We start from the raw sequence: 11,367 nt of genomic DNA on the forward strand, positions 1-11,367 counted from the left end.
GGCGCCGCCGGCAGCGGATCTACGCTGAGACATGAACGCCCACGTCCTTCTCGTCGAGGACGATGCCTCCATCAGGGAGATCACCGCCCTTGGCCTGGCGCGGGCGGGGTTCCGGGTCACGACCGCAATCGATGGCAGCGAGGGCCTCGCGCGGGCGCGGCGGGACGCGTTCGATCTGCTGCTGCTCGATGTCATGCTGCCGGGGCTCGACGGGTTCGAGATGTGCCGGCAGATTCGCCGGACGAGCCGGGTGCCGGTGGTCATGCTCACCGCGCGGACGGACCCCATCGATGTGGTCCTCGGCCTCGAGTGTGGTGCCGACGACTACGTACGCAAGCCGTACGAGATCCACGAGCTCATCGCCCGGCTGCGGGCCGTGCTGCGTCGAGCGACCGCGCCGCCGCTGGACACCCCGTTCGCGGTGGGAGACCTGGTGGTCGATCCGGCGAGCTACACCGTCCACAAGTGCGGCCGGGAACTCGCCCTCACCGCGACCGAGTTCCGGCTGTTGGTCGAGCTCGCGCGCCGACCGGGCCAGGTCTTCACCAGGGAGCTGTTGCTCGACCGCGTGTGGGGCTACGACCGGCTGGGCGACTCGCGGCTCGTCGACGTCGCCGTCCAGCGGCTACGCGCGAAGGTGGAGGATGATCCGACCCGGCCCGTGCTGATCCGGACCGTCCGTGGCGTGGGCTACAAGCTCACGCCCGGCGCGCCAGTCGAGCGGCAGTAGGCCGCCATGGCCCGGCGCACGCTGGTCGCGGGGCGGCCGAGGGTTCCGCAGATGTGGCGGTTCCGGCGCCGGCTGACGATCGCGTTCGTCCTCGTCGCCGGCGTCTCCGCGGCGGCGCTGGCGATCGGGGCGTACGCCCTGGTCCACAACGCCCGGTTCGCCGAGTCCCTGCAGCGCGCGGAGTCCGACGTACGGTTCCAGCTCCTGGTGGCCCGTGAGTTCCTGCCGTTGGACAACGACCGCAGCGCCCGGCTGCTCGGGAGTTTCGAACAGAGCGGCCGGCACGTCATCCTCGTGCAGGGCACCCAGGCGGTGGCCTCCAACCCCGGCTTCGATCCGCCGTTGTCGCAGCGCCTCCGCTCGGTCACCGCCAGCGGTCAGATCGGGTACGAACGCGTCGTGGACGCCGGCCGCCACCTGCTCGTCGTCGGTGGTCGGATCCCGGGCTGCACCAGCCGGGAGGGCGTCGGCCCGACAGCACCGGCGTCGACGTGCTCGGCGGAGCTCTTCGTCGTGTTCGTCGAGGATCGCCTCCATGCCGACCTCGCGCAGCTTGCCGCCGCGTTGCTCGGTGGCTGGCTGGGTGTGGTCGCGGTGGCGACCCTGGTGGGCACGGTGATCGCACGGCGTACCCTCGGCCCGGTCGCACGGGCGAGCGAGGCGGCGCGCGCCGTGGCCGAAGGCCTGCTCGACACGCGCCTGCCCGCCGAGGGTCGCGACGAGTTCGGCGCGTGGGCCGCGTCGTTCAACCGGATGGCCGGGGCTCTGGAGGCGAAGATCGCCGCGCTGTCGGCGGCGCAGGAGCGGGAGCGGCGGTTCACCGCCGACGTCGCCCACGAGCTGCGTACCCCCGTGACCGCTCTCGTCGCGGCGGCCTCCCTGCTGGCCGACAGCTTCGACCGGTTGCCCGCCGAGGCGCGCCGCCCCGCCGAACTGCTGGTGGGCGACGTCCTGCGGCTGCGGCGGCTGGTCGACGAGCTGATGGAGATCTCCCGGCTGAGTGCGGGTGGTGAGGACGTACGGCGTACGGAGGTCGACCTCACCGCACTTGTCGCCGCCGTGTTGCGGAGGCACGGCTGGGACCGCTCGGTTCGGGTGGAAGGGGAGCCCGTCACGTTGCTCAGTGATGAGAGGCGGCTGGAACGCATCGTCGCCAACCTGGTCGGCAACGCGGTCGAGCACGGTGATCCGGGCGCGGACGGCGGCGGGATCGCCGTTCGTCTGCGCAGGGACGGGCAGTGGGTGTCGATGAGCGTCACCGACCAGGGTCCGGGAATTGCGCGCGAGCACCTGCCCCATCTGTTCGAACGCTTCTACAAGGTCGACACGGCCCGCTCCGGCGGCGGCAGCGGCCTCGGACTCGCCATCGTCCGGGAGAACGTCGGCCTGCTCGGCGGGTCCGTCGAGGTGAGCAGCAACGTCGGTGAGGGGACGCAGTTCCGGTTGCGGCTACCGGTGACCGCCGACCCAGTCCCCACACGAGCTTCCACGCCACGAGCGCCCGCAGGACCGGTGGCCGCATGGCCGGCGAGCGCACCGCCCGGGCCGTCGGCGGTGACACGACTGTTACGCGACGGTGAGGCTGCCGATGAACTCGGCGCGGACCGTGAGGTGCACGAACCTCTCAAGGGGGAAGCACCATGAACACCCATCTCACCCGCCCTGTCCACGCTGGGCGTCGTCGGCTCACTGTTCCGCTGGTCGCACTCGCCCTGGGCGCTGCGCTCGCCCTTCCGGCCTGCGCGGCGTCCGGTTCGGGAGCGCTCGGCCCTGCGCCCACCGTGTCGGCGCCGCGCAGCCAGTCGCCGTCTCCGTCCACGCCGCCGCCCACCACGAAGACGCCTGCGCCGACACCGGGGACGTCGGCGAGCGAAGGACCGACACGAACAAGTCCGCCCCGACCGCCCGGCCAGCCGCCCGGCACCACGTCGGCGAGTCCCCGGCCCAAGGATCCGGGCTCTCCCGGCAAGGTCCACACGTTCCAGCTCTGGTTCGTCCGGGACGGCGCGCTGGCCGTGACGAGCAGGACCAGGCCCTGGACGCCCGCCGTCGCCCACCTCGCGGTGACCGAGCTGGTCGCCGGACCGTCCGCGGTCGAGGCCGCGGCCGGGATGCGCAGCCCGATCCGTACGGACACGACGTTCTCGATCGCGTCGTACTCCCGAGGAGTCGCCAGCATCGACCTGCCGTCGTCGTTCTTCGCCGGTGGTCGAACCCTCGCCCGGCAACGACAGGCGCAGGTCGTCTACACGCTGACGCAGTATCCGACGTTCTCCAGAGTGGAGTTCCGGATCAACGGCGCCGGAAACATGCCGGTCGGACGAGCCGACTACGCCGACCTGCTGCCGCCGATCGTGGTCACGTCGCCGCACATCGGCGCGGCGGTCACCAGCCCGGTCACGGTTTCCGGAACCGCGAACGTCTTCGAGGCCACGGTGAGCATCCGCATTCTCGACGCCTCGGGCGCCGAGATCGCGACCGCCTTCACCACCGCCACCTGCGGAACCGGCTGCCGGGGGAGCTACTCCACAGCCGTCCGCTTCGCGGTCGGCAGAACCCAACCCGGGACGATCCAGGTGTACGAAGTGTCAGCCGAGAACGGCTCACGGATCCACGTGGTCGACATCCCGGTCACCCTCAGCCCGTGACCCGATCCGGTGATCGCGGGCCGGTGATCGCGGTCTGGAGTGGGTTCAGCGAAGGTCCTTGGTGAGCCACAGGATCAGGTCGTGCCCGATGGTCACCGTGGTGCCCTCACTGACGGGCGTGGCGCCGACACAGGCGCCGCGCCCGTCGGGGACGTAGCCGCGCCTGGCATACATACGTTGCGCCGGGCCGTACTCGTCGAACAGGCCGACGGTGATGCCGAGAGTCGCGGCTCCACGGTCCCGGGCGAGTCGTTCGGCGGTGTCCATCAGCCTCGTCGCGACGCCCTGCCGGCGGAATGGCTCCGCCACCGAGACCTGGTGGAGCAGGGGTATGCCGTGGTCCCTGAAGCCGGCATACCTGGACTCCCACCGGATGGTGGCGATGCCGACGGCCTCGTCGCCGTGCATGGCGACGAAACTGGACCCGCCGCCGAAGGGGTGGTCCTCCAGGTGTTCGTCGGCTTTCGCCTCGCTGCCGGTCACCCACTCGGTCAGGAACCGGATGGTGGGTGGCATGAGCGCGGGAACGACCGGCTGGATGCTGACATTCGAGGTGGTCACCACGGCAGGCTCGACGACAGCCGCCACCTGGCGCAACACCATTCGCGCGCGGTGTCTGCGGGGGATCGGGGATCGTACGCGGGATCTGACGGAGTGCCGGCTAGGCAGGACGCCTAGGACCGAGCCAGTGCTGTGGCGGCCTCGACCAGGCGTTCCGCCGATCCGGGATCGAACGGTCCGCGCAGGCCGTAGTAGCGGTGCGCCTCCTCGACTTCGTACCCACCGAACGCATACTCGGTCGAGGTCGGGAGGTAGCCCGGGCACCCGTCCGTGTAGCCCGCCACCATCGTGACCGCCGCGGGCCCGGCCCTCTGACCGACTGCCGCCCGGATGTCGAGCCCGATCTGGGCGAACGGTTCTCCCGGCAGGGTGACGATCCGTACGCCGGCCCAGTCGAGAACCCCCACGGGCGCGGGCCAACGGCGTTCGCCCCTGCCGGCGATGCGTTCTGACCAGTCGAGCCAGTACCGCATCAGTGCCGTGAGGCCCGGGTCGGTGCCGGGATCGGCCGCGAGGCGTCGCCACTCGTCGACTCCATCCACCCCTGGGTCGTCAGCGATGTCCAGGTCCACCGTGGTCCTGTCCGCGCGCACCGGCCCAGCGTGTGCGACCAGGCGGGCGTCCAGCACCGCGGCCGCGAGCGTTTCACCCGCCTGCTCGGCGGCGGCGAAGGTCCTGGACATCGAGGCCTGCTGGGTGACGGACGCGCTCGTAGCGTGCCCGGTGTTCGCGTCGCCCGCACACCCGGTGAGGAACAGCGCCACACAGCCCGGATGGCGCGCCTCGACCAGCCGGCGTACCACGCCCGGATAGTCGGCGCTGAGCAACGTGTTGTCCGCGCCGAGGACGACCGGATGGCAGGCGTACGACATCACCACCGCGACGGAAGCACCATCGTCGGCGACGAGCCGTACCACCGGCAGGCTGTGGTCGACCGGACCATCGGTACGCCGCCGGTTGCGTGCCACGTCGACCTCGGCACCGTAGCCGGCCAGCACCTGCACGGGAACGCGCCGCCGGGCGGCCGCAGCGATCGCCTCCACACAGGCGTCCTCCAGCTTCGCCAGCCAGACCGCGTCGACACCGCCGCCCAGCCGGCCGGGCACGCTGGCGGGACCACTGTGGGTATGCGTGGCGTGGATGCGTACGCCCTCATCGGGCAGCGGGCACCGCCGTGCCACGGTGGCGCAGAGGTCCTCGTGCAGGCCCACCACGTCGACCGCGACCAGCGCCGTGTCCTCGACACAGACCGCCCGCACCGTGATCGGGTCGTGGACGCCGGTCGCCGGGCCCAGGCGGGCAGCGTAGCCGGACATCGTGGCGCCCGCCGGCGGTGTCACGTCGACCACGGCGGCCCCTGCGCGTACTGTCCGTTCGCCACTCATGCGATCACCCTCCCGGAGCGGCCACCCTCCGGCGGCAGCGGGTCGTGGGCCAGTTCGACCAGGAGCAGCAGCGCGCGAGCGATGTGGAACGGATCCTTGACGGGGAGCGCGACGGTGGCCTCCAAGGGACTCCCGTCGCGCCGGCGGATCTGGATCCACTCCTGTCCCGGACCGGCCGGGAAGGTCGCCATCGTGTACGCACGCAGCCGTTCGTACCACTCGGCGACGTCCGCCCGGCCGGTCTGAGCGCCGAGCAGGGCCAACGTGTAGAGCGCCTCCGCATGTGGCCACCAGAGCTTGGTGTCCCAGGTGTCGGCGACCAGCGCCTCGTAGCGATCGTCCGTACGCCTGCCGCGCGGCTCGCCGCCGCCGTCCCGGTCGACGAACCGGAACAACCCGCCGTGTTCGTCGTCCCAGCCGATCCGGCAGGCGTGGACCGCGACGTCACACAGGTCGTCCAGGCGGTCGGCGAGGTTGCCCGGCGCGAGATCCGCCGCGTGCCGCAGGAACCACAGGGCCTCGAGCACGTGCCCCGGCGCCCGGTGCCGCGCCAGCATCGTGTCGTCCCGGCCGGGCACGAGCGGGGGCATCTCGGCGACGTCCGCTTCGCGCAGGTGCGTCCGTTCGATCTGGGCGACGGCGCCCCGGACGATGCCCGCCGACCGGTCGGACCCCGTCGCGCGGTGCACCTGCTCGCCCACGCCGACCAGGATCATCGGGAGGGCGAACGACGCGTGCCCGGCCGGCACGGGATAGGGCGCCGACTCGAACGTCCCGGCGGCGATGCGTTCCGCGGCGGTGGCGAGCAGCCGCTCGCCGAGGTCGGCCCACCGCTCACCGTCCGGCGCCTCGACGACCCGCTCGGCCTGGGCAAGGCCGGCGAAGCCCAGCGCGGCGAACAGGTCCGCGAACACGCTGGCCTCACCGGCGCCCGGCTTCGGCCGCCCGGCGTGGTCGGTCACGAACACCGTCGTCCCGTCCGGCCGCACGGCGGTGTCGCGGACGAAGGCAGCGGTGGACCGGGCCTGCGCGAGGTAAATCGTGGGATCGATAGCGCACACACCACGAGCGGCGGCCGTCGCGACCCGCGCCATCAGCCAGACCCAGCGCCCCTGCGACCAGGTGTACTTGTCGGTCGACACGCGCGTCGTGCCCGCGTTGTTCCAGCAGGTGAACACGCCGCCGTGCTCGCGGTCGGGGCCGTGTGCCATCCACCAGGCGAGCACATCATCGACGAGGTGCCGCCCGATGGCGGTGTTGGCTTCGATCGGATTGGCCTCGATCGGGTCGGCCTCAGCCGGCTCGGGCATCTGCGCGCTCCGGAGTGCCGGCGTCGTCGGCGTCGGTGGACAGGGCGTCGACCAGTTCGGCGGAGCGCACGTCGTGCCACGGCCGAACCAACCCGATGAGGATGTACGCCAGCAGCGCGACGACCACCGGTCCGCCGACCTGGACCGCCGTCACCAGGTCGGGCGCCAGCGAGACGACCCAGGCGTCGATGACGTACCTCGTGACGACGAACGTCACCAGGCCAGCCGCCCAGGACAGGATCGCGGCCGCCGGCCCGCAGCGCCGGAACGCCGGAAGCAGGCCGAACAGCATCGGGATGGCGATCGGCCCGACGAGAGCGCCGAACCACAAGATGATCAGGCCGAGGACGCCGCCGAAGCTGTCGGCGGTGAGCGCGATGACCATGCTCAACGCGATGAAGGTGAAGACGCTGACCCGCCCGACGACGAGCTCGGTGCGCGCTGCCGCGCCGCGGATGCCGCGCCACACGGCGGGCAGGATGTCGCGGGTGACCACTGCGGAGATGGCGTTCGCGTCGGATCCGGTCATCGCCATGGTGTGCGAGAAGAGTCCGGCGAGGACGAGGCCGACGAGCCCCACCGGCAGCAGTTCCTGGGTGAGCAGGGCGTACGACTGCTCCGGGTTCGCGAGGTCGGGCAGCAGCAGTGGCGCCGCCCACATGGGGAAGAACATCACCAGCGGCCACCCGAGGTACAGGCCGGCGGAGAGCAGCGCGGCCCGGCGGGCGGTGCTGCCCCTCGGTGAGGCGATGAAGCGCTGCGCGAGGTTCCAGGTGCCGCCGTTGTAGGACAGCGTGTTGATGAGCAGGTAGACCAGCACGAACAGCGGGGTGTACTGCCCGCTGAACGGTTCGGCGTTGCCTTCGGGAAGGTCGCCCCACATGGTCCAGATCGACGAGACGCCGCCGAGGTGGGCCAGCACCGCGACGAACATCACGACGCCGGCGAGGAGTTGGATGAGGAACTGTCCCAGGTCGGTGAGCGCGTCGGCCCACAGCCCGCCGATGGTCGAGTAGATCAGCGTGACGCCGCCGGTGAGTAGGACGCCCCACGCGAGTGGGACGCCGGCGAACACGTTCAGCAGCAGGGCGGTGGCGGTCCACTTGGCGCCGACGTCGAAGACCTTGAGTGCCGTGCCACTCCAGGCGAGCACCTGTTGGGTCGGGAGGTTGTAGCGGATCTTGAGGTACTCCAGCGGTGAGATCACCCCGAGCCTCATGCGCAGTCGTGGCCAGCGAGGTACGAACACGAAAGCACCCACGAGCATGGCGAAGGTGATGCCGAGCGCCCACCAGATGTAGAGAACGAACCCCTCGGTGTAGGCGATCGCCGCGTACCCGACGAACACCGCCGCGCTGTAACCCGACATGTGGTGCGAGATGCCGGAGAGCCACCACGGCATCCTGCCGCCTGCGGCGAAGAAGTCGGCCGCGTTGTGGATGCGCGCCTTCGCCCACATCCCGATGGCCACCATCACCACGAAGTAGCCGCCGACCACCGTCCAGTCCAACGCCGACATGACGTCTCCTCGCTGGGTTGACACCGCCTGGCTCCTGGCCAGCCACCTTGGCGTGCAATCGGTAGCCGGTCAACCTGGCAAGCGAACCTGGCAAGCAAACTCGCCAAGCGAACCTGGCAAGCAAACTCGCCAAGCCAGCCTGCAGTCAGCCGGCCAGGGCGGACAGCACCGTCTCTGTCACCGTGTCGCCGGCCTTCCGTGCGGACAGGCGGCCGGCGTTGACCTCCTCGGCGGCCTGGTGCATCAGGCCGTAGACGCTGGCGACGAGCCAGCTTCGCGGCAGGTCGGTACGGAACTCGCCGTCGGCCTGCCCTCGGGAGATGAGCTTCGCGACCCGGCCGAACAACGGTGCGTGGAGCGCGCGTAGCCGGGCTGGGGGCAGATCGGTGGCGGCGAGGGCGTAGAGGGTGCGGTACCGGTCGAGTGTTCGCCACTGGGACCGCAGCAGTCGAGACAGGGCCTCCTGCGGCGGGCCATCGTCGAGCCTCAGCTCCCTCGCCAGTTCCTTCGCGTCCGCGATGGCACGGTCCACGACGGCCTCGAGCAGTGCCTCCCGAGTAGGGAAATGGGTGTAGAGAGTGACCCTGCTGACACCGGCCGCACGGGCGAGGGCCGCCATGTTGACCTCGCCGCCGGCGAGGATCCCGTCCAACGCGGCGTCGATGATCGTGGCGACGTTGCGTTCCGCGTCGGCGCGTCGGCGCCGGGGCGTGGCGCGGTTCGGGGCCGTCTCGCCGGTCATGGTGCGAGGATACGGCGACGCACGTGGTGTGCCTGGACATGACCCGCGCGGACGAAGACCCATGCCGATGGGCGAACGCCTCGCTCCGATCCCCGCGCACGTCGGCGGATCAGCCGGCCGCCGGGAGCGGCTCCGAGGCGTGGCGGACTTCTGCCCGCGCCATGGCGTGAAGCCGACCAAGCGACAGGACGTGTAGCCCGATGATCAGGGGGACGGCCACCGTCGGGACGAGCACCAGCGGCAGCATCCCGAGCGCCTCGGTAGAGGGGGCGACGTGGATGAGCTGGACCGGTCCGAGGCCGGCGAGGTAGCCGATCGCCAGGGCGACAGCGAGGTCGAGGATGCCGAACACGTGGAAGCTCACCGCACCGCGCCGGTCGCCGCGTGCCAGCCGCCAGGCGAGGAACGGCGCGGCCGCCCCGGCGGCGATGTCTCCCAGACCGGCGGGCAGCGCGAAGACCGCGGGCAGGTGCCCGAGCGCCATCACGGTCAGGAACGTGGTGCCGAAGATCCGGAATACGTTCGGGAGGACGAGAAGGGACAGAGTCCCAGGGTGGGCCAGGATGCGGGACACGAGGGGAATACGGCCGGCAAGGAGCACACCGGCGAGGACCGAGACGGCGGCGAGTCCGAGCCATGGCCTGACGTCTCCGGAGCCCTGGACGTAGGCGCCGGACCATGCCAGCAGGCCGCTGGCGACAAGCCAACCTCCGAGCAAGACGTAGCTCGCAAGGCCGACACCGATCGCCTTCGTACGGCTGAGCCCTATCTCGACCCCTCCGCGGTACAGCACGTAACTGGTGGTCAACAGGATTCCGATCACGCCACCGAGCGTCATGGCCCAGACGTAACCAGGTAGGTCGTACACGGCAGTCTCCTTGGTCTCCTTGCAAGTTCGGGGAACGTCTCGATCAGGGCCGGGTCGCGCTGACCAGCCAGAAGCGACCCGGCAGGTGAACCCCGCCGACCTGTTCGTACGGACGAAGTGCCGCGCGGACCGCGGGACGGACGTCGGCTTGCGTCCGGCCGGTCTGGCTGAGCAGGAAACGAGCCGGGCCCATGCCGAGGAAGAAGTCGGCGGCATCATCGGCGTCGCGGCCGTACGTCATCCGTACGCCGATCTCCGTGGCGGTCACCGTCTCGAACCCGGCGGCGCGCAGCACTTTGCCGAGGTGGTCCCGGTCTGCCAGGGAGAACATCCCGGGCTCACCTGGTGCCGCAGGTCCAGGCGGACGACCGAGTAGTGCCGTCATCGGGGCGACGAACCAGTCCTGCCGGTGGACCTCCTGCGGACACACGAACACAAAGCGCCCAGCGGTCCGGAGCGCGCGTCCGATGTTGGCGAAGGCCGCGACCGGATCGGCGAAGAACATGATTCCGCCTCGGCTGATCGCCACGTCGAAACCGCCGGACTCGAATGGGTGCACCTGCGCGTCGCCCTGTTCGAAGCGCACGTTGTCGATGCCTTCGTCCGCCGCGGTGGCCCGGGCTCGTTCGAGCATCGGCCCTGACAGGTCGACTCCGAGGGCGTACCCCCGAGCCGCTCGGACGGCCGCCGACCTCGTGGACTGGCCGTTTCCGCAGCCGATGTCCAGCACGCGGCCCTGCACGCTGATCGCGGCTCCGGCGAGCAGATGGTCGTTCAACTCGCGGCTGACCGCGTCCCATCGGTCCTGATGGGCGGCCCAGTGCTCGCCCTCATATCCGTTCCACGCCTCGGCCTGGTGTGTGTTGACGATCGATTGCACGAGGAGTCCCTTCCTGTCGATCTTCCTCGTCCCACCGGGCGGGCGACCCCGTCCCGACTGGAAACTGAACACTGATGTAAAGGATAGTACCTGGCGAACGATAACCTGAACAGGTGTGTTCAGGTAACTGCGGGGTCCTCCGCGTTGCCGAGATCGCCTGCCCTCGGCTGGTGTCGCCGAGAAACGGGACCTCGATTCCTCCCGATTGTCCGTACGACAACGCCTGTGCCGAGACGCGCAGCACCTGTCCGGACTGGCCCGATCACCGCGTCACCGACCGTGCCGATGCCCGCCTGTCTGTCGCGGACGCGCGGAGCTGACGAATGGAATCAAGGCCCAGGCGGGTAGGTGACCAGGCGATGAGGCCGCGCCAGTCCTACGACGTGGCATGTGGCGCCTGGAGGGAGATCCTCGGCATGAGTAAGGCCGACAAGGCAAAGAGCAAGGTCAAGAAGATGAAGGGGATGGCCAAGGAGAAGGTTGGCCAGGCCACTCACAACGAACAAGCCCAAAAGGAAGGACGTTCGGAGCAGGCGGAAGCGCAGGCACGACAGGCCGGCGACAAGATGGGCGATGCCGCTCGCGACGTCAAGGAATCGGCGGAGCGGAAGTTCACCGACAGCGAGTGAGCCGACTTCTCCGAAACCGCGATCCCGTTGGGCCGGATGCGTCGGCCTGACGGGATCGCGCGGGTCGGGTCGCACGTCGGTGCCCGATCTGGCTG

The 11,367-nt window shown here is 70.4% G+C and carries 11 protein-coding genes; 4 read left to right on the plus strand and 7 right to left on the minus strand.

Annotated elements, in window-relative coordinates; all coding sequences use genetic code 11:
* Positions 1-31: 31 nt before the first annotated feature.
* From ABNF93_RS19115 to ABNF93_RS19125, 3 genes are read left to right on the plus strand one after another with little or no spacing between them, the layout of a single operon-like run.
* A complete protein-coding gene (locus ABNF93_RS19115) occupies positions 32-730 on the plus strand; it encodes a winged helix-turn-helix domain-containing protein (protein ID WP_349329436.1) in 699 nt (232 codons plus the stop codon).
* A gap of 6 nt (positions 731-736) precedes the next feature.
* Positions 737-2,374, plus strand: coding sequence for a sensor histidine kinase (locus ABNF93_RS19120; protein ID WP_349329437.1), 1,638 nt, complete (start codon positions 737-739; stop codon positions 2,372-2,374).
* The gene (locus ABNF93_RS19125; protein WP_349329438.1) at positions 2,371-3,378 is read left to right on the plus strand and encodes a Gmad2 immunoglobulin-like domain-containing protein; all 1,008 of its coding nucleotides are present in this window, start codon (positions 2,371-2,373) and stop codon (positions 3,376-3,378) included. Before ABNF93_RS19120 ends, ABNF93_RS19125 begins: the two co-directional genes overlap by 4 nt.
* Before the next feature lie 45 nt (positions 3,379-3,423).
* Here the strand turns inward: ABNF93_RS19125 and ABNF93_RS19130 are convergent, their stop codons facing one another.
* The 7 genes from ABNF93_RS19130 to ABNF93_RS19160 all read right to left on the minus strand — a co-directional run bounded on the left by ABNF93_RS19130 (position 3,424) and on the right by ABNF93_RS19160 (position 10,643).
* The gene (locus tag ABNF93_RS19130) at positions 3,424-3,939 is read right to left on the minus strand and encodes a GNAT family N-acetyltransferase (protein WP_349329439.1); all 516 of its coding nucleotides are present in this window, start codon (positions 3,937-3,939) and stop codon (positions 3,424-3,426) included.
* Between the two features lie 113 nt (positions 3,940-4,052).
* The gene (locus tag ABNF93_RS19135; protein WP_349329440.1) at positions 4,053-5,324 is read right to left on the minus strand and encodes a neutral/alkaline non-lysosomal ceramidase N-terminal domain-containing protein; all 1,272 of its coding nucleotides are present in this window, start codon (positions 5,322-5,324) and stop codon (positions 4,053-4,055) included.
* Positions 5,321-6,634, minus strand: coding sequence for an AGE family epimerase/isomerase (locus ABNF93_RS19140; protein ID WP_349329441.1), 1,314 nt, complete (start codon positions 6,632-6,634; stop codon positions 5,321-5,323). Before ABNF93_RS19140 ends, ABNF93_RS19135 begins: the two co-directional genes overlap by 4 nt.
* Positions 6,618-8,153, minus strand: a complete 1,536-nt coding sequence (locus ABNF93_RS19145) for a sodium:solute symporter family protein (RefSeq protein ID WP_349329442.1) — start codon at positions 8,151-8,153, stop codon at positions 6,618-6,620. The genes ABNF93_RS19140 and ABNF93_RS19145 overlap by 17 nt, the downstream gene beginning before the upstream one ends.
* 145 nt (positions 8,154-8,298) lie before the next feature.
* Positions 8,299-8,895: a TetR/AcrR family transcriptional regulator gene (locus ABNF93_RS19150; protein ID WP_349329443.1), complete on the minus strand. Its 597-nt coding sequence runs from the start codon at positions 8,893-8,895 to the stop codon at positions 8,299-8,301.
* Positions 8,896-9,004: 109 nt separating this feature from the next.
* Positions 9,005-9,763 (minus strand): DUF8737 domain-containing protein, encoded by a 759-nt coding sequence (locus tag ABNF93_RS19155; protein ID WP_349329444.1) that lies wholly within the window; start codon positions 9,761-9,763, stop codon positions 9,005-9,007.
* 43 nt (positions 9,764-9,806) lie between these two features.
* A complete protein-coding gene (locus tag ABNF93_RS19160; RefSeq protein WP_349329445.1) occupies positions 9,807-10,643 on the minus strand; it encodes a class I SAM-dependent methyltransferase in 837 nt (278 codons plus the stop codon).
* Positions 10,644-11,059: 416 nt separating this feature from the next.
* Here ABNF93_RS19160 and ABNF93_RS19165 point away from each other — a divergent pair, with 416 nt between their 5' ends.
* Positions 11,060-11,272 (plus strand): CsbD family protein, encoded by a 213-nt coding sequence (locus ABNF93_RS19165; RefSeq protein ID WP_349329446.1) that lies wholly within the window; start codon positions 11,060-11,062, stop codon positions 11,270-11,272.
* The last annotated feature ends 95 nt before the right edge of the window (positions 11,273-11,367 follow it).

Source organism: Actinopolymorpha sp. B9G3, from assembly GCF_040120725.1.
Taxonomy (GTDB): Bacteria; Actinomycetota; Actinomycetes; order Propionibacteriales; family Actinopolymorphaceae; genus Thermasporomyces.

Coding starts and splice junctions, on each gene's coding strand:
- ABNF93_RS19115 (WP_349329436.1), top strand. CDS start 32: ATGAACGCCCACGTCCTTCTCGTCGAGGACGATGCCTCCATCAGGGAG.
- ABNF93_RS19120 (WP_349329437.1), top strand. CDS start 737: ATGGCCCGGCGCACGCTGGTCGCGGGGCGGCCGAGGGTTCCGCAGATG.
- ABNF93_RS19125 (WP_349329438.1), top strand. CDS start 2,371: ATGAACACCCATCTCACCCGCCCTGTCCACGCTGGGCGTCGTCGGCTC.
- ABNF93_RS19135 (WP_349329440.1), bottom strand. CDS start 5,324: ATGAGTGGCGAACGGACAGTACGCGCAGGGGCCGCCGTGGTCGACGTG.
- ABNF93_RS19140 (WP_349329441.1), bottom strand. CDS start 6,634: ATGCCCGAGCCGGCTGAGGCCGACCCGATCGAGGCCAATCCGATCGAA.
- ABNF93_RS19145 (WP_349329442.1), bottom strand. CDS start 8,153: ATGTCGGCGTTGGACTGGACGGTGGTCGGCGGCTACTTCGTGGTGATG.
- ABNF93_RS19150 (WP_349329443.1), bottom strand. CDS start 8,895: ATGACCGGCGAGACGGCCCCGAACCGCGCCACGCCCCGGCGCCGACGC.
- ABNF93_RS19165 (WP_349329446.1), top strand. CDS start 11,060: ATGAGTAAGGCCGACAAGGCAAAGAGCAAGGTCAAGAAGATGAAGGGG.